Source organism: Sphingomonas sp. 10B4, assembly GCF_035019905.1.
GTDB classification, from domain to species: domain Bacteria; phylum Pseudomonadota; class Alphaproteobacteria; order Sphingomonadales; family Sphingomonadaceae; genus Sphingomonas; species Sphingomonas glacialis.
This window is the reverse complement of record NZ_JASJVC010000015.1, coordinates 1-21832: the sequence shown is the minus strand read 5'-3', so window position 1 is coordinate 21832 and position 21832 is coordinate 1. Positions and strand designations below refer to the sequence as shown.

The window sequence follows — 21832 nt, the reverse complement described above, 5'->3', positions numbered from 1 at the left end:
GGCGTAAAAATGGAATAAAGGAATGCCGATTGCGCAGGATCGCCAAACCTGAGCGGGCTAAGCATTTATCCGCCCAAGCTTTAGGAGGAAAATGGACATCATAATGTCAATGGGGTTCTGTGCATGCAGTGCGAGGGGCTACTCTTTCAATAAGTGTATCATGTGAACAATTATTGAATGTATTGATCATGTCTTGGGCGTGACCTTACGCAATTGTCATTCATGCGATTCATACGCGTTCTTTATGCGAACGGGCTAAGATCCATCGCGAATCTTTATGACGGGGTCGATATCGCCGCTGGGCATCGACACCCAAAAAGGATTCCATAGGTGACTTTTCGTATCCTACCGACGCACGACCTGTCCGCTTTTCAGGACTGGCCGACCACCGCGCGCAAAGTGCTCGACGCGCGCGCGCTCGCGCTGCTTGGCAGCTGCGGCCTGTTGTTCGCCTCATCCGCCGCCTTGGCCGACCCCGTCGCCGCGCCAGGCTTCTCGGGGCCGCTCGCGCCCAATGCGCATCCGATCGTCGTGGACGCAGGGCCCTTCGGTGACGTGACCGTCACGGGTCAGGTCAGCGGCATCGCGTTGGCGCAAAGCCATGTTACGAGCACGCCCGGAACGGTGACCTCCAATACCGCAGCCGACGTCTCCAACGCGCAGGTCGAGATCCAGACTACGACAGGTCCGCTCCAACTGTACGTTCAAGCCGGCGCCTATTCGCTGCCTGCGCTCGGTACGTCCTATCTGCGGTCGGGCAAGGCCCAGGACCTGCTCTTCGGTCCGGTCCCGGTGGCCTATGCCAAGGCCGTGCTGAGCAGGGATATTTCGGTTACCGCCGGCCTGCTCCCGACCATGGTCGGTGCGGAATCCACCTTCACGTTCCAGAACATGAACGTCGAACGCGGTCTCCTGTGGAACCAGGAGCCGGCAATCAGCCGCGGCGCCCAGGTCAACTATGCGCACGGCAAGCTAAGCGCCGCGGTGTCGCTCAATGACGGCTATTATTCGGGCAAGTTCAACTGGGTTTCCGGTACACTGGCCTACGCGTTCGACAGCGCGAACACGATCACGCTGGTCGGCGCGGGCAGCGTCTCGCGGTCGCGGCGCAGTTCCTACGCAACGCCGCTGGCACAGAATAACGGCAGCATCTTCAACATCATCTACACCTATAACGAGGGGCCCCTGACGCTCACGCCCTATCTGCAATATAATCGGGTAGACCGTGACGATGCGCTTGGCCTCAATCGTTCTGCTGAGACATATGGCGGCGCTCTGTTGGCGAAATACACGCTCACCAAGGACTTTTCGCTCGCTGCGCGTGGCGAATACCTGAAATCGTCAGGCGATGATTGCGGTCTGGCGACGGACTGTGTGCCGACCAATTTGCTTTATGGTCCGCACAGCAACGCTTGGTCGATGACCTTCACGCCGACCTACCAGAAGGGCATTTTCTTCGCCCGTGGCGAGGTCTCCTACACCCGGATCGGCAAGCTCGAGCCGGGCTTTGGCTTTGGCGACGATGCCAACAAGCGGGACCAGGTTCGCGGTTTGCTCGAAACCGGCTTCCTCTTCTGAATTGGACGCGCGGCGCGCGACACCCTCGCGCCGCGCAACATGGTGAAACCGAGGACAATGATGAACCGCCGCGATATTTGGCACCGCCTCACAGGCACGGCCATTCTCGTCGTGATAACGTGCGTCATGGTCCTGCCCTTCGGGGTCTCCGCGCGCCATGTGGCGCGCCTGATCGGTGCGCCGGGGTTTGGGGTCGGGCTACTGGCCTTTGTGGTGGCGAGCTTCGGTTTGCTGTTGCTGGTAAGAGGCGCAGCGCTGCGGGACGGGTGGAAACGCGACCGGGCCTGTGCGGCATTCCGACGCGGTCAAAAATTCCGATCACGGTGCAGCATGCCGAATGCGGCCGAAAGGGCCGGCGACGACTTCATGACGGCGGTAGCAGATCCAAGGGCGTCCGCCAGTGGTCGCGCCGCGGTTGCGGCATACCTTATGGTTCGAGCCCGAAGCACGGCTGAGCGCGGAAAACCCACCTCGCGGGGCAAGGCAGCATACCGGCCGCGTCGCGCGGCGCGTTAAGCCACCTTCATAACGATCGTGGTCACGGCAAGGTCTGGCTTTTGCGATGCGATCACGCCGCACTCATGTAATCAGTCGATATCCAATGCCAGGCTCATTCATCAGACAGGTCGGCGCGGCCGGGTCGGCTTCGAGCTTCAGACGAAGTGCGCGAATGGCGACACGAAGATAGGCGACGTCTTCGACGTGACCTTCGCCCCAGATCGTTCGCAAGAGATGCGCGTGCGTCACGAGCTTGCCGGCATGACGCGCCAGTTCGGCAAGCAGCGCAAACTCCTTGCGCGTCAGCTTCACGGGCTCGCCATCGCGCCAGACCTGATGTTCGGCAAGGTCGAGTTCGAGTTGTCCCGCGCGTAACCGCCCGTGCCCGGCAGGGAGTGCATGGTGGCGGCGGAGCGCGACCCGCACGCGCGCGAGGAGTTCGTCCGTATCGAATGGTTTGACGACATAGTCGTCGGCACCAAGGTCGAGCGCCGCGACCTTTTCGGCAATCGCATCGCGCGCGGTGAGCACGATCACGATCCGGTCCAGCGCCTTGAGAAACGGAATCAGCTCGATTCCGTCGCGGTCGGGAAGTCCGAGATCGAGCAAGACGAGTTCGCACCCCGGACGTCGCGCAAACGTCAGCGCCTCGGCTGCGGTACCGGCTTCGTCGGCCGTAAGCCCGCCACGTTCGATCGCGCCGCGGACCAGACGCCGGATTGCGGTTTCATCGTCTACAATGAGGATCTGGCCAGTCATGATACGCGTACCACCATCAAATTCGATTCAGACTAACGGGGTGATCAGACGCGCTTCGAGAGCGCATGTCGTCGATCTGCGGCGGCATCATTCGGGTAGCGAGCGGCATATCAACGCGGGTGGCCAGGCGACGACGAACGCAGACCCTTCGTTTTCGCGATTTGCCGCGCTGACGCGCAATCCCATGGCGTGCGCAAAGCCCTGAACGATCGCGAGGCCCAGACCAGTCCCGCCGGTGCGATCGTTGCCGTCGACCCGCGTGAAGCGGTCGAACAGATGCGCTTCCTGACCGGCCGGCAATCCCGGCCCCTCGTCAAGCACGCCGAGTGTTAGCCCGTCGGGGGTGCGGCGCCCTTCGATCACGATGTCGGAGCCGACCGGCGCGAACTTCGCCGCGTTGCCGAGGAGGTTGATCAACACATGGTGCAGCATGCGCGGGTCGGCTTCGACCAGCGGCAGCGTCGGCGGCACGTCGAGCACGAGTTTGTGGCCGGCCAGTTCCGCGCGCAGGTCGCGCGCGGCGGCGGCGACGGCGTCGGTCAGGTCGGTTGCTTCGCGTTTCACCACCAGCGCGCCCGCCTCGATGCGCGTCATCTCGACGAGATCGTCGAAAACGCGGCGCAGGCGCCGCGCTTCGCTCTTGAGGGTGGCAGAGGCCGGCGAAGCGCCGTGCTCACCCGCAAGATGATCGGCAGCAGCGACAACCGCGGTCAGCGGGGTCTTGAGGTCGTGCCCGATCGACGAGAGCAAGGTCGCGCGAAGATCATCGCGTTGCTTGAGTGCGTTCACCTCGCGCGCCTGCGTCTCGAGCTGCAAGCGTTCGTGCGCCAGCGCGGCCTGGCCGATCAGCGTGGCGAACAGCACGCGCTTGTCGGCCGGGATCGGATCGCCACTGCCCTCGCGCGCTACGCCGAGGACTCCGAGCACGCCGAGCGCGGTCTTCAGCGGATGGAACTGCCATTCACTCGCGGTCAGCGTGCCGCTGTCTCGGCCCGTCACTTCGCCGCGATCGAACGCCCAATCGGCCGCTGCGATATCGATCGGGCTGAGCTGCATCATCGTCGGCGCAGCCGCGATCGCGACGTGACGGCCGTCGCGTTCGCTGAGCAGGATGGTCGAGACACCGAGCAGTGCGGCGATCTCTTCACAGGTGGCGATAGCCGTCCCCGATTCGTCCGACACAGCGGCAAGGCGCTGCCCGAACGACGCCAATGCCGCGTTTTCGGTCGCGGTGCGTGCGCCGATATTGGCTTCGCGGCGCACTTGGCCGGCAAGGTGACTGGCGACGATCGCGACGATCACGAACACCAACAACGTCACGACATTGTGCGGGTCGGTGATGGTCAGCGTGTAGAGCGGCGGGAGGAAGAAGAAGTTGTACGCCAGCGCTGCGCCAACACTGGCAATTAATGAGGAGCGCAAGCCGTAGAGCGTGGCGGTCGCGATCACCGGAAGCAGGTACAACAGGTCGATCGCGTTGGCGCCGACCAATGGCAGGAGCAGTCTCGACAGGGCCGTGCTAGCGACCACGAACCCAAGGCCGATCAAGCTGCCGCGCGCGAAGATCGGCCGGGTGCCGGGCGTCTCCCGCACAGTCTCGCTCGGCTCGGTAACAGGTACGACGTGGATCGCGACACCATCGAGGCCGCGGACCAGTTGGTCGACGACCGAGCCGTGGCGCAGCTCGAACCACCACGATCGGCGCGATTTTCCGATGACGACTGCGGTGGCGCGCGCCTCGCGGATATGCGCCACCAGGCCTTCTAGCACGCTCCGCGCGGGCACCGTCGCAATCGTCGCGCCGAGGCCGGTGGCGAGATCAAGCGCATCGGCCATGCGCGCGCGCGCCTGCGCCGACAGCGTGGCGGTGCGCGGCGTTTCGACGACGACTGCCGTCCAGCTCGCGTGCAACGCATCGGCAAGGCGCTTGGCCGAGCGGATCAGCGCGTCGCCGCCGGGCTGGTCGCCGACTGCGACGACCACGCGCTCGCCGCCAGCCCAGGTGCCGGCCTCACCGAGACTCGCGACATGGTCGAGCAAATGGCGGTCGACCGTCTGCGCGGCGCGGCGTAGCGCCAGTTCGCGCAAGGCGGACAGGTTCGATTTGGAGAAGAAATGGCCGAGCGCGCGGGTGGCTTCGGCCGGGATGTACACCTTCCCGTCCTTCAGGCGCGCGATCAGTTCATCGGGCGGGACATCGACGACCTCGATCTCGGCATCGTCCAGCACTGCATCCGGAACGGTCTCGCGGACGCGGACGCGCGTGAAGCCGGCGACGACGTCGTTTAGGCTTTCGACATGCTGGATGTTGAGCGTGCTGAGCACGTCGATCCCGGCCGCGCGAAGCTCCTCGATATCCTGCCAGCGCTTGGGATGGCGGCTGCCAGGCGCATTGGTATGCGCGAACTCATCGATCAGTGCGACTTGCGGGTGCCGCACGAGCATCGCGTCGAGGTCGAACTCCTCGAGCTTGTGCGCGCCGTGGACGATCTGCGCGCGGGGCAGGATTTCGAATGGCGTGGTCAGGCGGTCGGTGTCGGAGCGGCCGTGGGTTTCGATCACGCCGGCAACGACGTCGGTCCCGGTGCGCAGCAATTCCGCGCCTTCGCGCAGCATCTCGAAGGTCTTGCCGACGCCAGGGGCGGCGCCGAGGAAGATCTTGAGGCGACCGCGCCCCTCGCGCCGGGCCGCCTTGAGCAACGCTTCGGGAGAGGGGCGCGTGTCGTTCACTTAGGTGCTGTAGCGGCAAGTGCGTCGAGCTGTCGATTGAGCAGCAGAACGTTGACATGGGCATCGCCGATGATGCCGAGGATCGGCGTCTCGGTCTGCGCGGTGACGAGGGCGTTGACCTTGGCGACATCGAGGCCACGCGCCTTGGCGACCCGCGGCGCCTGCAGGAAGGCCGCCGCAGGGCTCAGATCGGGATCGAGCCCCGAGGCACTCGTGGTGACCAGGTCGGCGGGGAGATCGCCGGTCATGCCTTCCTTGCGCGCATCCTTCACGCGGGTGGCGATGGCATCGCGCAGATCCTTCGACCCCGGCGCGAGGTTGGTCGCGGACGACGAGCTCGCATCATAGCCCTTGCCGGCTGCAGAGGGGCGCGGATGGAAGTAGGTCGCGCCGGTGAAGCCCTGGGCGATCAGGCTCGAGCCGATCGGCTGACCCTTGGTATCGCTCAGCACGCTGCCATTGGCCTGCACCGGCAGGACGACCTGCGCGATGCCGGTAATTGCGGCGGGGTAGAGCAAGCCAGTCACGAGGGTGATCAGCAGGAGAAAGACGACGGTTGGGCGCAAAGCCCGGATGGTTTCGGTGAGCATCTTGAGAGGTCCTTCAACCCGGAGATCAAGCGAGGTGCAGCGCAGCGACGAGGAGATCGATCGCCTTGATGCCGATGAACGGCGCGATCAGCCCGCCGATGCCGTAGACCGTCAGGTTACGCGCGAGCAGCGTGCCGGCGGGAGCTGGGCGGTACTTCACGCCCTTCAGCGCGAGCGGAACGAGTGCGGGGATGATCAGCGCGTTGAAGATGATCGCCGACAGGATTGCGCTTTCGGGGCTGGCGAGCCGCATCACGTTGAGCCCGCCCAACCCCGGATAGAGCGCGACGAAGATCGCCGGCAGGATCGCGAAATATTTGGCGACGTCGTTCGAGATCGAGAAGGTCGTCAGCGCCCCGCGCGTCATCAGCAGCTGTTTGCCGAGACCCACGATTTCGATCAGCTTGGTCGGATCGCTGTCGAGGTCGACCATGTTGCCCGCTTCGCGCGCCGCCTGCGTGCCGGTGTTCATCGCCACGCCGACGTCGGATTGCGCGAGCGCTGGCGCATCGTTGGTGCCGTCGCCGCACATTGCGACGAGCTTGCCGCCTTCCTGCTCCTTGCGGATCAGCGCGAGCTTGTCCTCAGGCGTCGCCTCGGCGAGGAAATCGTCGACCCCACTTTCGGCGGCGATGCTCGCGGCGGTAAGCGGATTGTCGCCGGTGATCATCACCGTGCGGATGCCCATGCGGCGCAGCTCGCCGAAGCGTTCGCGAATGCCGGCCTTCACGATGTCCTTGAGCTGGACGACGCCGAGCAGGCGTTTGCCGTCAGCGACTGCGAGCGGGGTGGCACCGCCGCGCGCGATCTCATCAGCGATTTTCCGGAGCGCATCGGCATTGGGCGCATCGGGAAGGCGCTTGAGGATCGCGTCGACCGCACCCTTTACCAAGGCGCGGTCGCCGATCTGCAGACCCGACACGCGGGTTTGCGAGGTGAACTTGATCTCCTCAGCACCCGCAGGCATCGCCACAGCAGCGCTGCCGTCGGCATTGGCGAGCACGACGATCGAGCGGCCCTCGGGCGTTTCGTCCGACAGGCTGGCGAGGCGAGCGGCAGCGGTCAGCTCGGCGACGGTGACACCCGGGACGGGCAAGAAGGCGGTCGCCTGGCGATCGCCAATCGTGATCGTGCCGGTCTTGTCGAGCAGCAGCGTGTCGATGTCGCCGGCGGCTTCCACCGCACGGCCGGATTTGGCGAGTACGTTGAAGCGCACCAGGCGGTCCATGCCGGCGATACCGATCGCCGAGAGCAAGGCCGAGATGGTGGTCGGGATCAAAGTGACGAACAGCGCGACCAGCACTGGAATGCCGAGCATTCCGCCGGCATAGGATGCGAATGCCGGCAGCGTGCCGACGGCGATCAGGAAGATCAGCGTGAGGCCCGCCAGCAAAATAGTCAGCGCGATCTCATTGGGGGTCTTCTGGCGCTGCGCGCCTTCGACCAGCGCGATCATGCGGTCGAGGAAGCCCTGGCCCGCGCCGGCGGTCACCTTGACGGTGATCGAGTCGGCGATGACGCGCGTTCCCGCCGTGACGGCGGAGCGGTCGCCGCCGCCCTCACGGATCACTGGCGCGCTCTCGCCGGTGATCGCCGCCTCATTGACCGAGGCGACACCGGCGACGACTTCGCCATCGGCCGGGATCAGGTCGCCGGTCTCGACCAGCACCTCGTCGCCGATCACCAGCGAGGTGGCATCGACCATTTCCCAGGCGCCGGCCACGCCGATCAGTTTCTTGGCCCGGAGCTCGGCCTTGGTGGCGCGCAGCGAGGCGGCCTGCGCCTTGCCGCGCCCCTCGGCGAGCGCCTCGGCGACATTGCCGAACAGCACCGTCAGCCACAGCCAGAAGACCAACTGGCCCTCGAATACCGGGTGGCCGGTGCCGGTGACGATGCCCTTGACGAACAGGATGGTGGAGAGGCTCGCGACGATCGCCGTCACGAACATCACCGGGGTCTTGATCAGCTTGCGCGGATCGAGCTTGAGGAAGGCATCCCGGACCGCGGCTGTGAGCAGCGGACCGGTGAAGAGCGAAGCGTTCTGATTTGCCATTGGATATGACCTTTTAGAGCACGGTGCCGGCGGCGACTTGCGCCTGGTCCGCAATCGGACCGAGCGCGAGCGACGGCAGGAAGGTGAGGCCACCGACGATCACGATGATCGCGGCGAGCAGGCCAATCCACAGCAGCCCAGTGGTCGGGAACGAGCCAGCGCCCTCGGGCACGCGGCGCTTGGTGGCGAGACCGCCTGCGATCGCGAGCACGGGCAGGATCACCCCGAAGCGGCCGACGAACATGTCGAGCGCGAGCAGCAGATTGTAGAACGGGGTGTTGCCGCTGAGCCCGCCGAACGCCGATCCGTTGTTGGCCGCCGCACTGGTGAAAGCGTAGAGGATCTCGCTGAAGCCGTGCGGCCCCTTGGCGAGCGGCCCGGCAAGCCCGGCGCCGGTGACGCAGGCGATCGCGGTGAGGCCCAGGATCATCAGCGGCGGGATGGCGATGGCGATGACGGCCAGCTTCATCTCGCGGCTCTCGATCTTCTTGCCGACATATTCCGGCGTACGACCGACCATCAGCCCGGCGATGAATACCGCGAGAATGCAGTAGACCAACACTGCATATAGGCCCGAGCCGACACCGCCGATAACGAGCTCGCCGAGCTGCATGTTGAACAGCGGGACGAGCCCACCGATCGCGGTGAAGCTGTCGTGCATGCCGATTACCGCGCCGGTCGAAGTCGCGGTCGTGACGGTCGCGAACATGGCGGTCGCGGCCACGCCGAAGCGGACTTCCTTGCCCTCCATATTACCCCCGGCGACGCCGAGCGCGTAATGGATCGGGTTGCCGGCCGCTTCCGCGCCATAGGCGACTGCGACACCGGCGATGAACAGAAGCAGCATCGCAGCGAGAATCGCCCAGCCCTGGCGGACATTGCCGACCGCCTTGCCGAAGGTGAGCGTGAGGCCAGCGCCGAGCACGAACATCGAAAGCATCTGGAGCGTGTTCGCGAGCGCGGTTGGATCCTCGAAAGGATGCGCGGAGTTGGCGTTGAAGAAGCCACCGCCATTGGTGCCGAGCATCTTGATCGCGAGCTGTGAGGCGACCGGGCCGACCGCGATGGTCTGCTTGGCACCCTCCAGCGTAGTAGCGACGATCGATGGCCCGAAGGTCTGCGGCACGCCCATCGCGACATAGACGAGCGCGAGCACGACCGAGATCGGCAGAAGTAGGTAGAGCGTCACCCGCGTCATATCGACCCAGAAATTGCCGATGCTGTTCGCCTGGCGCCGCGCGAAGCCGCGGATGAAGGCGAAAGCGACGGAACAGCCGACGGCGGCCGACAGGAAATTCTGCACCGTCAGGCCGGCCATCTGGCTGAGGTTCGACAGCGCCGATTCTCCGCCGTAATTCTGCCAGTTGGTGTTGGTGACGAAGCTGACCGCTGTGTTGAACGCGAGCAGCGTCTCCATGCCGGTAAACCCCTGCGGGTTCATCGGCAGCACGCCCTGCAGCTTGAGGATGGCGAACAGCAAGGCGATGCCACCCAAATTGAACACCATCAGCGAGACGGCATAGCCGACCCAATCTTGCTCCGCTTTGGGGTCGATCCCGGCGAGCTTATAGAAACCGCGCTCGACGAAGCCCAAGGGCAGCGTCTCGCGCGAATAGAGGGCGTACATCCAATTTCCGGCGGGCTTGGCCAGCGCGACGAGGATGACTAGGAAAAGGAGGATCATGCTCCAGCCGGTGAGGGTCATGGTGCGCTGCTCCTCAATACCGCTCGGGCTGTGCGAGCACAGCGAGCAGATAGAGGAGGACGATGACGGCGACGATGCCGCCTAGAATAAGGTCGAAGGACATTGAGAGGCCCGCCTGTGATGGTTCAGGCACCCCCTGTGCGCCGGATCTGCATTAACTCTCGCGATGGAATAAGGGCGATTAGCATAAAGAACGCGTAAAAAAGCGCGCTTTGGACGGGAGGCTCGGCCGCCAGGACACTTTACGCCCTTTATACGCGACAGGTATCAATCGATATCGGGCCTTAATGCCATTCAACCGTATTGCGCTCGCTTGGTCCTTGGCGACCCGCCGCGCATGCTGGTCTTCGCACGAGGCAGCTGCGCGCGCGCCCTCCTTCCGGCTCGCCCAGGAAGATTGCTCATGATCCTCGAAGGTATGCTTATATCGCTGTCCGTGCTTTCCGGGCTCATCATTCTGAACATCTATCGACGAGTTCTGCTGTTTCTTAATGATCGAAAAATCAAGAATATCGCGAGCAAGCGAGTGCGCACGGACGCGCCGCGCGAAACCAACCGGCAGACCGAGTTCGACGGGAATCGCGATCCACGCTGAGCCTGACAGATCCCCGCCGGGCGGAATGTCCAGCATATCGATCGCTATCGCAGCACTGCTGCCGATTGCGGAAAGAATGGGCCGATAGCACCTTAAGCGGCTTTACGCATTTTCTACGCAAATGCCCATCAATCGCTATCGAACCTTTATGCGACGCCGGCCTATCTCACTGCCTGCATGACCATCCAATCACGATCGCGGAAAACGGCGTTCGGAGGCTCGAGCGGGCGACAGGCCGTACCGTGCTTCACCGTCGACTGCGGTCCTGGATCCAGCGGGTGGTCAGCGTAAGGAACCGTAGCATGACATCGCCAAACGACCCGGAGCCCGATCAAAGCGGCCCGGTCTTAAAAGTTGGACAGGATTGTGCCGGCCATTGGCTGGTCCAGGATAATGGCGGCAAGCTCGAAGGGCGTTTCGTTTCGCGCGCGGCCGCAATGGGATTTGCACGGAGCGAGGTGCACGCGTTCCCGGGTGCCACGATCGTCGTGGCGGCCACACCACTCATCCCGACGATCTCCTTTGCGCCGGTCCAGCCGTGGGAAACCGCGCAGCACTTTCGCAAGGCCGCCTGATGCGACCGAGACCTTTCCACAGCGCGATCACGCGGGCGCGGCAATGACCTACGCTCCCGAACATACGATCGAAGGTCCAACGCTCGAGCGGGCCGCCTCGCGCAAGCGCAGCAGCGCAGCCGGCCGCCGCCCGCGCTGCCGTGACACACGCTGGCCCGAAGTCGCGGCTGCACTGGCAGCGCTGCGCGCCGCCAAACGCTGCAGCGTTCGGATCGTCGATGCCGATTGCGGAGCAGGATCACTTTTGCTCTGTGCCGTCCGGTTTGCCCGTTCGCTTGGTTTCACCGCGATCGAAGCGCGCGGCGTCGACACTGCACCGGCGCTGGTCGATCGCGCCCGCGCGGCGGCGGCCACAGTCCGCGATCCTGCGATCGGGATCACCTTCGAGCGCGGCGAGCCGATCGCGGCGCTGTGCGAGGAGAGCGATTTTCCCGCCGACATCGTGCTGTGGCACGGCGGCAGGGGCGCGAATGCTTCCACCGCCGACCGTGCCGCGGTCCGCGCTGGCCGTGCCGTGATTGCGGATCATCCGCCCTACAGGCGCGCCGCGGCATGACGCACCGTGATCTCTTCTGGCGCGGCCTCGGCGCAGCACTCGTCGTCGTCGCCGCTACCGTGCGGCTGGCAGACGGCGCTGGCACGCATACCGGGATGATGCTGGTGGCGTTCCTCCTGACGCTTATCGGCCTAGTGCTCATGATCCAGGGAAAACGTGTCCCAGCCGCATTGCGCGTCGAACGCAGCCGGCATCGGCTGCTCGCCCAGGCGATCCGGGATCGCCGCCGCAAGCGCTCCGGCGACGGCAACGCCTGATTTGCTCGTGCGGCCGAGTCTCTCTCAATTACGGAAACATCATGCCCCTCCCTTTCGAATGTCGCGATGGCGTCCTCTATGTGGAGGACGTGGCACTTCCCGCAATCGCAGCCGCGGTCGGCACGCCCGCCTATGTCTATTCGAGCGCCGCGTTGCGCAACGCGGCGCGCGCGTTTCGCGCTGGACTCGCGCCCATCAGGCGCAAGCACTTGGCCTTCGCGGTCAAAGCCAATCCGAACCTCGCCGTGCTCAAGCTGCTGGCGGCCGAAGGCTATGGTGCCGATATCGTGTCGGCAGGCGAGATGCTCCATGCTCTCGCTGCGGGGATGCCCGCCAGCAGCATCATCTTTTCGGGGGTAGGCAAATCGCGGCGCGAGCTTTCCACCGCGCTCGACGCGGGGATCGGCCAGTTCAATCTTGAACTTGAAGAAGAAGGTGTCGTCCTCGCCGCAATGGCCGCCGCGCGCGGCCAGCGCGCGCCGGCCGTGCTTCGGGTAAATCCCGACATCGATGCCGGCACGCACGCCAAGATTTCGACTGGCCGCAAGCAGAACAAGTTCGGCGTGGCGATCGACGACGCGCTAGGCATCTATGCGCGGCTGTCAAAGCTCGAAGGCCTCGCATTGCGCGGCATTGCGATCCACATCGGCAGCCAGCTGTCGGATCTGGGTCCGCTTGAAATCGCCTATGCGCGGGTCGGCCGACTCGTGTCGGATCTGCGAGCGGCGGGGCACACCATCACGCACGTTGATCTCGGTGGCGGCCTCGGCCTGTCCTACCGCCCCGGCGACGTGATGCCAAGCCCGGCGGCGTATGGCGCAATGGTGTGGCGGGTGACGCGCGACTGGAACGTGGCGCTGATGTTCGAGCCGGGTCGCTTTATCGCCGGCGACGCCGGCGTCCTGCTGACCGAGGTTTTGTGGGTGAAACCCGGCGCGGTCGATCCGTACGTGATCGTCGATGCCGCGATGAACGATCTCGCGCGCCCAGCACTGTACGACGCGTTCCATGACTTCGTCGCGGTCCGGCCGACCGGCGCGCGCATGACCGCCAACATCGCCGGCCCGGTCTGCGAAAGTGGCGACACCTTCGCGATGGGCCGCGACATCGACGCGGTGTCAGCGGGCGATCTGGCGGTGTTCCGTACCGCGGGGGCTTATGGCGCGACGATGGCGTCGACTTACAATTGTCGCGCGCTGGTGCCCGAAGTGCTGGTCGATGGCGATCGATTCGCGGTGGTCGCCGACCGGATCGCGCCCGAGGCGATGCTTGCGGCGCAGCATATCCCGGCATGGATCACGGACGAAGACCGCACGTCCGAACCCGTCCTGGCGCGCAAGGCCGCGTGATGGCAACGCGACACTCTGCGCCCGCATCGCGGCCATCCTCCGCTCAAAGCGGACTCGCGGCGCGGCCGCGCATCGGTGGGCGCTTGTCCCTGCGCTCGCCAGATCGCGCGACGGCGGATACCCGCACTGGGCCCGCAGCATCCGACGGGTCCGACCCGCGAGACGATTCCCAGTGACCTTCTACGCATGACGGTCGTCGCTTCCTGCCTCTACCAGAATGGCGTCCGCGTTCGCGATATCGCGATCGACGAGCGCATCGACCGTGCGGACGACCGCTCGGAGTTCGTGTGGATCGGCTTGTGCGATCCGTGCGCCGAGGAGATCGCGACGCTGGCCGAGCTATACGGGCTGCATCCGCTTGCGATCGAAGACGCGCTGAGAGACGGCCAGTTGCCAAAGGTCGACGTCTATGGCGACCAATTGTTCGTTATCGCGCGCACCGCACGGCTAGACGACACGGCGATCGATTATGGCCAGACAGCAGTGTTTATCGGTCACAGTCATATCATTACCGTGCGCCAGGGTTCGGACCGATCGCACCGCCCCTTGCGCGATCAGCTCGAGGCCGCGCCTTCTCTGCTCGGGCAAGGCGTGGACTATGTCCTTCACGCCATTCTCGACTTCGTCGTCGACGGATATCTCCCCATCGTCCGCGCAATCGAGGATGAGGTCGTGGCGATGGAAACGCGCATCCTCGACACCTTCCTTGATCGCCAGCAGATCGCCCGCATCTTCGCGCTGCGTCGCGAGCTGATCCGCTTCCAGCGCATCCTCGTCCCAATGGAAGAAGCGGCGCGCAAGCTCGCGCGCACCGACCTGCCGTGCATCGATCCGGAGGCGCGACCCTATTTCAGCGATGTCTTCGATCACGCGCGGCGCGTCGAGACCATGGTCGACGGACTGCGCGACGTGCTGACATCGGTGTTCGAGTTCGGCAATCTGATCGAGCAGCAGCGCACCGGAGCGATCACCCGCCAGCTAGCAGCCTGGGCGGCGATCCTTGCCGTGCCGACCGCGATTGCGGGTATCTACGGCATGAACTTTGACGTCATGCCTGAGTTGCGCTGGAAATACGGCTATTTCGCCATTTTGGGAGCGATCTTCGTGATCTGCACGCTTCTCTATGCGAGGTTCCGCAAGCTGAAGTGGCTGTAGGATAGCGGTTGAGCAGCGGCAGGCGTCAACGCCGCCGCAGCAGATTGTCGACCGATCGCAAGCGCGACCGAACTTTTGTCTCCGCCTTTGGCAATGGGTCGTGCTGCGGACGACACTGCTCCGATGGATCGACCGGTTTGCCGTCATCGTTCAGTGCGTCGAGCGAGCGCTTGAGAGCTTCGAGTTTTGCAATCGCCAGCTTGTGCGAGGCGGTCTGGCGTCGCAACACCAGCAGGAGGATGATGCACAGGAGCAGATTGGGCGCGAAGAACCAAAGTGCTGACCATCCATAGGTCATTGGTGGGTTCCCTTGTCTTTAAGTGCAAAAGCGCGTGCCGCGGGTTGCCCGTGGCGAGGCCGGGGTGTGCGCGAGAGACGGGTAGCGCGGCGGCGCGATTGTCGACCTAACCAAAGGCTCGCGACGCACGATGCAGCGCAGAACAGCAGGATCGCAGCGAGCGTCGCGAAATCAGTCATGCTCGGCTGCGAATGCGCGTTGGTTCCGGGGCGCGACGGAGCAAGGCGCGATAGGCCATCGCGGTCGCAATGCCGACGCGCGACATGTCCATTCCGGGCGCTGCGGCAAGAAGGGTGTCGGATGCAGCGGATGCGGATATTTCTGCGGTCAGTCCCGCTCCCCCCATCCGTGATAGGAATGCGCTCATCGCTTTTCGCGCACGTCGTCGCTGTGCATATTTCTTCGCGTGCGGGGATCGCAGACCGGCTCGAAAAGCCGACGGCCCTCAAACACCGAGGCCGCGCCAAAACAGCCCGAACAGACCGCGACCAACGCCATGCACAATTCGAAGGCGCTCGGCTGGGCCTTGGGATTGCCACGGTCCGCTGGCAGGAAGGAAAGGCACAGCGCGGCGAGCAGAATCAGACCTGCTCCGCTTAACCGCACCTTGAAGTCAAAATTCCGAAGAGAAAGCTGTTTCATCGGGTCACCTGTTAAAGGCAACAGTGCGTGCGATCGGCGTAAAAAGTCCCGACGAATTGAACGCTGTTTCCGTAAGAAATTCGTAAAATTCGAAGCTTCAGGCTGTTGCTTATGCGGCTCGCAGATCTCCACAACGAGAATTCGAAAGCCTCACTCTCGGCGCACTTATCATCGGTTATCGATAAGGCGTCACCTCAAAGTTGCCCGTCGGCTATCGTCCAGGCTTGCTCGTTCCAAGCGGACGTCGGAGGCAAATTGCACGTCAGCTCCGGCCGGAAGCTGACCTTCGGCATCGGATCAGTGAACGACCGCTTCGTCCCAACTTAGGCTTGTCAAGCGCCGGGCTGAAGCGGCCAAAGCAGTCGGTACGCGTACAACAATGAGCGACTGCTTTCGGGAAGCGGAAAGGGTTGCGTGAGCGACCGGGAATGGGTCGCCATAGCCGAGCTCGGCTAATCTCAGACAGCTATACGCAACGTCACCTTGGCAGGTAATAGCCGCTAGTGGCGTCGTCGTGGCGGATAGTGCCAGTGGCAACGAGTGTTTCAAGCACCTGTTCGACGCGCTGGCGCCGCTTGGGGGTGTTGCGGCCGGCAAAGGCGGCGGCGAGTGTTGAAACCGAGATCGGGGCGGCAGCGAGGGCGAGGAGATCGCGGACCGAGCGAATCTGATCGAGGCCGTCGACGGGCCATTTATTATCCTCGACCAGGACCGCCTCACCGAGATCGGCTTCGATCTGGGTTTCGCCCTTCACCTTGTTGGCGAGGCGCGGGCGCTGAAAATCGGGGCGTAGCCAATGGACGATTCCGGCCTTCTCCTCGGCGATGCGCTGCTGGTTCAGCGCGACCAGGCGGACGAGCAGTTCCTCCTCGGCGGCATGCTGGTCCTCGCTCTTGTGCGGGCTGGGGATTGTGCCGCCGGGCTTGCCGACCAGCCGATCGGCGAGGTCGCTCCATCCATAAGCGGCGAAGACTTCGCGATCGATCTCGTCGTGGAGTTCCTTGAGGATAGCGATCTGGCCGGCGTCGTAGATGCCGCGCTCGGCTTTGGAAAGCGGCACGCCAATGCCGGCGTCGAGTTGGCGCAGGCGCTCGAGCGCATTGTAAAGCTCGGTCATGGTAAGGAAGTCGTGCGCGGCAAGGCGTTCCTTGCGGAAGGCGTCGAGACGTTCCCCGAGTTCGGCGAGGCGGGGTGTGCTGGAAATCGGGAAGGGGAAAGGATCGAAAGTATTTGAGTGCTGATAGACCGGGTCGTTTCCTACGCCCTGCCATCCACCCGTCGCAAAGGAGAACTCCACGTGCAGGCGAGATGTAAGGATCGCGAGGCTATCGGCGCGATCCAAGGTGATCACCCGTATCTTCTGATCCGGCGCAAAGCCGTGATCCAAAAAGGAGAATATACGATGGGCCGCGGTCTCAGTAGTAACGACATACCTCGTGAGGTCGTCGAGCGCTTCCCTCATGCGCGTGGATGGCTGGCCGTATCGCCACCAGTAGTTCTTTCGGTAAATCATCTTATCATGGACGCGCACCGGTTTCGATCGATCTAAAAGATGCTGGTAGGCCTCCGGAAACGTATCTCTGACAAAGTCCTCGGACTTTTCATGAAAATCGAGAGAGTAACGTCCAGTCCAACGGTTATTCAGGGCCCTACCATTCAAGTATGGTCGAATGTGGTCATCGGCACCTTCTATTGATCCCAAGCCAAATCGGATCGCGTCCGATTGTGAGATAAAGAAGGCATCGCCGTAGGGCTTAAATCCTTGATGACCTATACCTTCGTTCGAAAGCAGTGGTCGTGCGTCAGCAAGGTTTGCGCCGGCAGTGATACGAGAAGTAATTATCGTCTCGCGCCGGTCCAGATCCACCTTGGGTGTATCGGTATCAAGGTCAGCTTCGCTTACGACCTGCGCGAGCACTCCCTCATGGTTCCCCGCCTGCGACACCGTCATCGCGATGCGCACCGCGGCCTTATCGGCTGACTTCATCCATGGATGGTCGGGCACCGCGTAGACCAGGCTCAGCGGGTCTTTCGCGGCCATCCAGCGTTCGACGACACGGCGGCTGAAGGTCTGGGTGATCGAATTGGTGGTGATGAAGCCGAAACGGCGCAGCGGATTGGGACTGCCCTTCTTCGCCGGCTTGGCCATAAGATGCCGCGCTGCCTCGTCCCAGAAGTGCATGACGAAATCGGCGCCGCCAGGGACTTCTGGGCGCACCTTCCAACAGGCTTCGGCATAGCCGTCGCCAAGCTCGGCGCGCATGTCCTTGCCGCCGATGAAGGGTGGATTGCCGACGATGAATTCGGCGGCGGGCCATGCGGCGCGGCGCACGCCAGCATAGATATAGGTTTCGCGGCGAGCATTGTCGTCGGGCACTTCCTCGCCGGTGATCGGGTGAAGCTTCTTGGTGACGCCGTCCCAGAGGGTGATGAGATTGCCTTGCTTGTCGCGTGCCAAATTCTTGCTGTCATAGGCCAGCAGCGCATCCTGGTGGCGGATCGTGCCATAGGCGTCGAGGATCGGTTCGGGAATGTCCTTGGCGTCGACGGTTTTGAGCTGCCATTTGAGGAAGCCGATCCACAGCACGAGATCGGCGATCGGGACGGCGCGCGGATTAAGTTCGAGCCCGAAGAACTGGCGCGGGCTGACGGTTTCGCCATCGAGCAGCAGCTTGGATTCGTTTTCGCCGAGCGAATCAAGCGCATCGAGGACTTCACCTTCGAGGCGCTTCATCAGTTCCAGGCTGACATACAGGAAGTTGCCCGTCCCGCAGGCGGGATCGAGGACGCGGACGGTGCACAGCCGGTGGTGAAAATCGCGCACCGCCTGGAGCGCCTTGGTGGGTTCGCTTTGGCGGCGGAAGTCCTCGACACCAGCCTTCACTTCCTCCCAATCAGCGCGCAGCGGCTCCATGATTGTCGGGATGACCAGCCGCTCGACGTAGGGGCGCGGGGCGTAATGCGCTCCGAGCTGCGCGCGCTCGGCGCTGTCGAGCGCGTTTTCGAGCAGGGTGCCGAAGATCGCCGGCTCGACATCGCCCCAGCCGCGCTTGGCGGCATTGTGAAGCTCGATTATGTCGTCCTGGTCGAGCGGCAGGGCTCGGACATTGGCGAACAGGCCGCCGTTAAAGCGCTTGATCGTGGCGTTGAGGCGCGCGTCATAGCCGCCGCTGTTCATCGTCCGCCACAGATTCTCGATCGCCGGGGCGAAATGCTGCGGGGTGTCGATCATCTGGTGGAGCAGGGATTCGAAACCCTTTTTGGGGATAAGCCGCTCGGCTTCGTTGTCCGATCCGACATCCTCGGCAAACATCGTGAACAGGCAGCGCATCAGGAATTCGGCGATCTCGGCGGGGGCGTATTTTTTTTCCAGACGGCGTGCGATTTTCGCGAGGCGGGCGGCGATGTCGCGGGTGACTTCGGCCGATTTGCGGGTAGGGTTGAGCGATTGCGGTTCGGTCCAGATTGCCGCAAGCCGCGCCTGGACTGGGGCGCGGAGGAGGTCGTCCATCGACAGGCGGTAGCTGTGGCGATCGGGGAAGTGATCGTAATTCTTTCCGAGCCCGGAAAAGTCGGCATAGACTTCGATGACGTTGCCGACATCGACGATCAGCAAGAAGGGCGGATAGCCGTGATCGACGGGCAAGGCACGGGCATAATTCTCGGCCTGGCGGCGGGCGGCGATCATCACCTTGTCCCAGCTCTTGGTGCCGCGCTTGGCGTGGCCGAGCTTTTGCGCGGTCTCGAGCCCGGCGAGCAGGAGCTGCTCGCTCTCGAGCGACTGCTGGCGTTTGGCTGATTGCTTGGCTTCGAGGATGAAGCAGCCGCGCTTGTAGCAATCGATGCGGCCCGTCGAGCTGGTGCCGTTGGGATGGCGGAAGATGACGTTGCGTTCGAAGACATAGTCGTTGAAGCGGGTCTGCTCACGCGCGAATTCCGGCTGGGGGAGCCCGAGGGCGCCGGTCAGCCGCTCAACGAAAAGCTGGTAATTAGACATTTCCGAGCCGCCAGACGGCTTGACGTTCTCAATCAGCTTTTCCAGCCGCTCAATTTCAATTTTTCCAGGCCCCATGTCGTTAGGCTAATCGTCGAACACCCGACTGCATAGCCTTGGCCAAATTTGGCACTATTTTAAGGATTCTGGCTGCTCCGTTCTTCGGCCCTCAGGACGAAAAGATGCATGAACGAGCGGGCGGTTCCGGGAAGCCGAATGCCACGCGTGAACGTCCGTGTATGAGTTTGTCTACAGGAAGCTCTCGCCCGCGTGTTCACGGAACCGCTCATGATCGCGCACATACTCCGCCACCATTTCCAGCGACGAGTGCCGGCTGTGCTCCTTCATCTTGAACAGGTTGGCGTTTTGCCGCCCAGCCTCGGTTAGAAACCCGGCGCGCAGGGAATGGCCAGAGAATAGTTCCGGCGGGTAACCAGCCGCGACCGCCGCCGCCTTCACCACCAAAGCCACTCCCTGCGCGCTCATCGCCATAGTAGTGAGCCGTCCCTGCGGCGTGAGCTTACGAAACACCGGCCCGCTCGTGATGCCCGCCTGCTCCAGCCAAGCGCGGTAATGGCGGACGGGCTCAAGCCGGCGCCCATCCGGGATCGCAACAGTGTGGCCCTTGCCCTCCTGATCGGTCTTCGATGCCGCAATCCGCACCAGCAGCCCGCGACTGTCTTGGCTGACGTGCCCGACCGTAACCGCGACGAGCTCGGAGCGACGGAACGCGCCCGCCATTCCAATCGCGAGTAGCGCGCGGTCTCGGTAGCTGCGCAAATCATCGCCGACGATCGCACGCACCATGTCCCGCAACACGTCGCCGTCGGCAGGTCGCTTCTTGCCTGGAAGCTCGCCGCGCTTGTCCTTGCGGATACCGCGCATCGCGCGTTCGAGCCGCGCCGCGTCGGGCTGAGAAGTTGGTGGCTCGACGTCGGCGGCGCGGTGGGCGAAAACGATCGCGGCGAGGCGCCGACCAATCGTCGCTCGGCCGAGCGGCATCGGCTCTTTGCGGGGCAGCACCGTTCCGCGCTTCGTTCGACGAAGTTCCTGCGGACTGAACCCGCGCTCGGCGAGCAGCGTCAGGAACGCGGCGACCGTCGCCGGCGTCGCGGGCAGCGGCCGGTAGCCGTTCTCCTGGCACCACGCGCAAAACAGGCGCCAGTCCGATTTGTATGCGCGCAGGGTAGCATCCGCGGATGCGCGACGAACATAGTCGTCGACGCGCTCGCGATCTTGGGGGGCAAGCTGCGGGAGGTAGGGTTCAAGCGACTGGACACGATCGACGACCACCAGAGCGTCAGAAACGATTGCATCCAAGTCCGCGCGGTCGATGCGTGCCGTGTCATCGATCTGATCATCATCAGCCAAGCCGACCTCCTGCGCCGTTTGTTCATGCGTTCGGCCGCTGCCCGCGTATAACCGTCTCGATCGTTGGAACGAGCTACCCGATCGCCAGAATCCACGCCAGCATGTAATTAGCGAGAATCAAGGTTATCGCTAATTAGTTAGTGTGGTGTAATGTTAGCCCTATGCCACAAAAAGCATTGTTTGGCATATTGGCTCACGCGTTGAATCGCCGCACCAGAATGACTAAGGTCGCATTTCAGACGCTGCTTACGAAAGAAATGCGCAATGACCGTCCTAGTGAACATCACGCCGAACGGACGAATGAGCCTACCTGCTGACATTCGTAAGCGTTTAGGACTCACCGACGGCGGCGCGGTCTACCTCGACGAGACGCCCGATGGCGTGGTTCTGCGCACTGCCGCGCAAGCGGTGGCCCGGGCGCAGGCGCTTGCCAAGCAGTTCACCGGCGGCAATTCGGACGCGTCTGTTGATGCTTTTCTCGCCCGGCGCCGGGAGGACAGTGGGGAATGAGGGTCGTTCTCGACGCTTCTGCGCTTATCGCAATGCTTAAAGGTGAGAAAGGCTCTACCAAAGTCGCCGGTGCGATCGCGGGCGCGCGGGTCAGCAGCGTCAACTATGCCGAGGTGGTGAGCCACTTCATCCATGTCGGCATGCCCGCTCACGAGGTCGACGCGATGCTGCAGCCGTTGCCAATGGACGTCGTCGCGGCTGACCCTGCGTTAGCCACCCTTGCCGGACGGCTGCGCGCCGTTACTGCCGAAGCAGGGCTCAGCCTTGGCGACCGGTTCTGTCTAGCGCTGGCGCAGCGCGACGGGCTTCCGGTCTGGACGAGCGACCAAAACTGGAAGAAAGTGGCGGACGCAGCCGGTGTAAAAGTTGTCGCGATCCGCTGACGCGGTCACTTGTGCTTTGGAGTAAGGTAAGTGCGGGTAAGGTGTATAGATAGCTTCTAGACCATCACCGCCACGGTTCAATATTCCCACAACCGACCCTGTTTGAACAGAAGAGCTGTTCAAACGGCTTTGTTGCATAACGTCGCGAGAGCATAAACGCGCTTTTACTTGAAGATGTTATGAGAGGCGGACGGTCACCGGTGTTCCTATTTCGGAGAACCGATTGAGGATTGC

Annotated in this window: 19 protein-coding genes; 9 read left to right on the top strand and 10 right to left on the bottom strand. The window is 63.4% G+C overall.

The genetic code is table 11. From position 1 onward, the window contains the following. The first annotated feature begins 399 nt into the window (after window positions 1-399). Window positions 400-1578, top strand: coding sequence for an outer membrane beta-barrel protein (locus QN347_RS06760; RefSeq protein WP_322161843.1), 1179 nt, complete (start codon window positions 400-402; stop codon window positions 1576-1578). A 579-nt stretch (window positions 1579-2157) separates the two neighbouring features. Here QN347_RS06760 and QN347_RS06755 read toward each other — a convergent pair. The 6 genes from QN347_RS06755 to QN347_RS06730 all read right to left on the bottom strand — a co-directional run bounded on the left by QN347_RS06755 (window position 2158) and on the right by QN347_RS06730 (window position 10016). After that, on the bottom strand, window positions 2158-2835 hold the full coding sequence (locus QN347_RS06755) for a response regulator (protein ID WP_322161845.1): 678 nt from the start codon (window positions 2833-2835) through the stop codon (window positions 2158-2160). Window positions 2836-2922: 87 nt separating this feature from the next. Then, window positions 2923-5565: a sensor histidine kinase KdpD gene (locus QN347_RS06750; RefSeq protein ID WP_322161846.1), complete on the bottom strand. Its 2643-nt coding sequence runs from the start codon at window positions 5563-5565 to the stop codon at window positions 2923-2925. Then, the gene (kdpC, locus tag QN347_RS06745) at window positions 5562-6155 is read right to left on the bottom strand and encodes a potassium-transporting ATPase subunit KdpC (RefSeq protein ID WP_322161847.1); all 594 of its coding nucleotides are present in this window, start codon (window positions 6153-6155) and stop codon (window positions 5562-5564) included. Before kdpC ends, QN347_RS06750 begins: the two co-directional genes overlap by 4 nt. Window positions 6156-6180: 25 nt before the next feature. Further along, complete coding sequence (kdpB, locus tag QN347_RS06740; protein ID WP_322161849.1) at window positions 6181-8208, bottom strand: potassium-transporting ATPase subunit KdpB; 2028 nt, start codon at window positions 8206-8208, stop codon at window positions 6181-6183. Between the two features lie 13 nt (window positions 8209-8221). Then, the gene (kdpA, locus tag QN347_RS06735) at window positions 8222-9913 is read right to left on the bottom strand and encodes a potassium-transporting ATPase subunit KdpA (RefSeq protein WP_322161851.1); all 1692 of its coding nucleotides are present in this window, start codon (window positions 9911-9913) and stop codon (window positions 8222-8224) included. Between the two features lie 13 nt (window positions 9914-9926). Further along, entirely contained in the window at window positions 9927-10016 is a 90-nt protein-coding gene (locus QN347_RS06730) for a potassium-transporting ATPase subunit F (protein ID WP_322161853.1), read from the bottom strand. 300 nt (window positions 10017-10316) lie between these two features. Between QN347_RS06730 and QN347_RS06725 the strand changes: the two genes are divergently transcribed. From QN347_RS06725 to QN347_RS06700, 6 genes are all read left to right on the top strand, one after another. Beyond that, entirely contained in the window at window positions 10317-10508 is a 192-nt protein-coding gene (locus tag QN347_RS06725; RefSeq protein WP_322161854.1) for a hypothetical protein, read from the top strand. A 302-nt stretch (window positions 10509-10810) separates the two neighbouring features. Then, the gene (locus tag QN347_RS06720) at window positions 10811-11083 is read left to right on the top strand and encodes a hypothetical protein (protein WP_322161856.1); all 273 of its coding nucleotides are present in this window, start codon (window positions 10811-10813) and stop codon (window positions 11081-11083) included. A gap of 43 nt (window positions 11084-11126) precedes the next feature. Continuing rightward, window positions 11127-11639 (top strand): SAM-dependent methyltransferase, encoded by a 513-nt coding sequence (locus tag QN347_RS06715; protein WP_322161857.1) that lies wholly within the window; start codon window positions 11127-11129, stop codon window positions 11637-11639. Beyond that, a complete protein-coding gene (locus QN347_RS06710) occupies window positions 11636-11896 on the top strand; it encodes a hypothetical protein (RefSeq protein ID WP_322161858.1) in 261 nt (86 codons plus the stop codon). Before QN347_RS06715 ends, QN347_RS06710 begins: the two co-directional genes overlap by 4 nt. Before the next feature lie 41 nt (window positions 11897-11937). Beyond that, window positions 11938-13245: a diaminopimelate decarboxylase gene (gene lysA / locus QN347_RS06705; RefSeq protein ID WP_322161860.1), complete on the top strand. Its 1308-nt coding sequence runs from the start codon at window positions 11938-11940 to the stop codon at window positions 13243-13245. 186 nt (window positions 13246-13431) lie between these two features. Further along, entirely contained in the window at window positions 13432-14400 is a 969-nt protein-coding gene (locus tag QN347_RS06700) for a magnesium and cobalt transport protein CorA (protein ID WP_322161862.1), read from the top strand. Between the two features lie 25 nt (window positions 14401-14425). Here the strand turns inward: QN347_RS06700 and QN347_RS06695 are convergent, their stop codons facing one another. The 4 genes from QN347_RS06695 to QN347_RS06680 form a co-directional block, all read right to left on the bottom strand. Beyond that, window positions 14426-14698, bottom strand: a complete 273-nt coding sequence (locus QN347_RS06695) for a hypothetical protein (RefSeq protein WP_322161864.1) — start codon at window positions 14696-14698, stop codon at window positions 14426-14428. Between the two features lie 363 nt (window positions 14699-15061). Further along, complete coding sequence (locus QN347_RS06690) at window positions 15062-15340, bottom strand: hypothetical protein (protein ID WP_322161866.1); 279 nt, start codon at window positions 15338-15340, stop codon at window positions 15062-15064. A 478-nt stretch (window positions 15341-15818) separates the two neighbouring features. Then, window positions 15819-19412 carry a class I SAM-dependent DNA methyltransferase gene (locus QN347_RS06685; RefSeq protein ID WP_322161868.1) on the bottom strand — a complete coding sequence of 1198 codons (3594 nt, stop codon included), beginning with the start codon at window positions 19410-19412 and terminating at the stop codon, window positions 15819-15821. 171 nt (window positions 19413-19583) lie between these two features. Beyond that, entirely contained in the window at window positions 19584-20705 is a 1122-nt protein-coding gene (locus QN347_RS06680; RefSeq protein ID WP_322161870.1) for a tyrosine-type recombinase/integrase, read from the bottom strand. Between the two features lie 264 nt (window positions 20706-20969). Between QN347_RS06680 and QN347_RS06675 the strand changes: the two genes are divergently transcribed. Both QN347_RS06675 and QN347_RS06670 read left to right on the top strand, forming a co-directional pair. Further along, window positions 20970-21215, top strand: a complete 246-nt coding sequence (locus QN347_RS06675; RefSeq protein WP_322161872.1) for an AbrB/MazE/SpoVT family DNA-binding domain-containing protein — start codon at window positions 20970-20972, stop codon at window positions 21213-21215. Beyond that, window positions 21212-21598: a type II toxin-antitoxin system VapC family toxin gene (locus QN347_RS06670; protein ID WP_322161874.1), complete on the top strand. Its 387-nt coding sequence runs from the start codon at window positions 21212-21214 to the stop codon at window positions 21596-21598. The genes QN347_RS06675 and QN347_RS06670 overlap by 4 nt, the downstream gene beginning before the upstream one ends. Window positions 21599-21832: the final 234 nt, after the last annotated feature.

Coding starts and splice junctions, on each gene's coding strand:
- QN347_RS06730 (WP_322161853.1), bottom strand. CDS start 10,016: ATGTCCTTCGACCTTATTCTAGGCGGCATCGTCGCCGTCATCGTCCTC.
- kdpB (WP_322161849.1), bottom strand. CDS start 8,208: ATGGCAAATCAGAACGCTTCGCTCTTCACCGGTCCGCTGCTCACAGCC.
- QN347_RS06710 (WP_322161858.1), top strand. CDS start 11,636: ATGACGCACCGTGATCTCTTCTGGCGCGGCCTCGGCGCAGCACTCGTC.
- kdpA (WP_322161851.1), bottom strand. CDS start 9,913: ATGACCCTCACCGGCTGGAGCATGATCCTCCTTTTCCTAGTCATCCTC.
- QN347_RS06700 (WP_322161862.1), top strand. CDS start 13,432: ATGACGGTCGTCGCTTCCTGCCTCTACCAGAATGGCGTCCGCGTTCGC.
- QN347_RS06720 (WP_322161856.1), top strand. CDS start 10,811: ATGACATCGCCAAACGACCCGGAGCCCGATCAAAGCGGCCCGGTCTTA.
- QN347_RS06725 (WP_322161854.1), top strand. CDS start 10,317: ATGATCCTCGAAGGTATGCTTATATCGCTGTCCGTGCTTTCCGGGCTC.
- QN347_RS06690 (WP_322161866.1), bottom strand. CDS start 15,340: ATGAAACAGCTTTCTCTTCGGAATTTTGACTTCAAGGTGCGGTTAAGC.
- QN347_RS06675 (WP_322161872.1), top strand. CDS start 20,970: ATGACCGTCCTAGTGAACATCACGCCGAACGGACGAATGAGCCTACCT.
- lysA (WP_322161860.1), top strand. CDS start 11,938: ATGCCCCTCCCTTTCGAATGTCGCGATGGCGTCCTCTATGTGGAGGAC.
- QN347_RS06670 (WP_322161874.1), top strand. CDS start 21,212: ATGAGGGTCGTTCTCGACGCTTCTGCGCTTATCGCAATGCTTAAAGGT.
- QN347_RS06685 (WP_322161868.1), bottom strand. CDS start 19,412: ATGGGGCCTGGAAAAATTGAAATTGAGCGGCTGGAAAAGCTGATTGAG.
- QN347_RS06755 (WP_322161845.1), bottom strand. CDS start 2,835: ATGACTGGCCAGATCCTCATTGTAGACGATGAAACCGCAATCCGGCGT.
- kdpC (WP_322161847.1), bottom strand. CDS start 6,155: ATGCTCACCGAAACCATCCGGGCTTTGCGCCCAACCGTCGTCTTTCTC.
- QN347_RS06715 (WP_322161857.1), top strand. CDS start 11,127: ATGACCTACGCTCCCGAACATACGATCGAAGGTCCAACGCTCGAGCGG.
- QN347_RS06695 (WP_322161864.1), bottom strand. CDS start 14,698: ATGACCTATGGATGGTCAGCACTTTGGTTCTTCGCGCCCAATCTGCTC.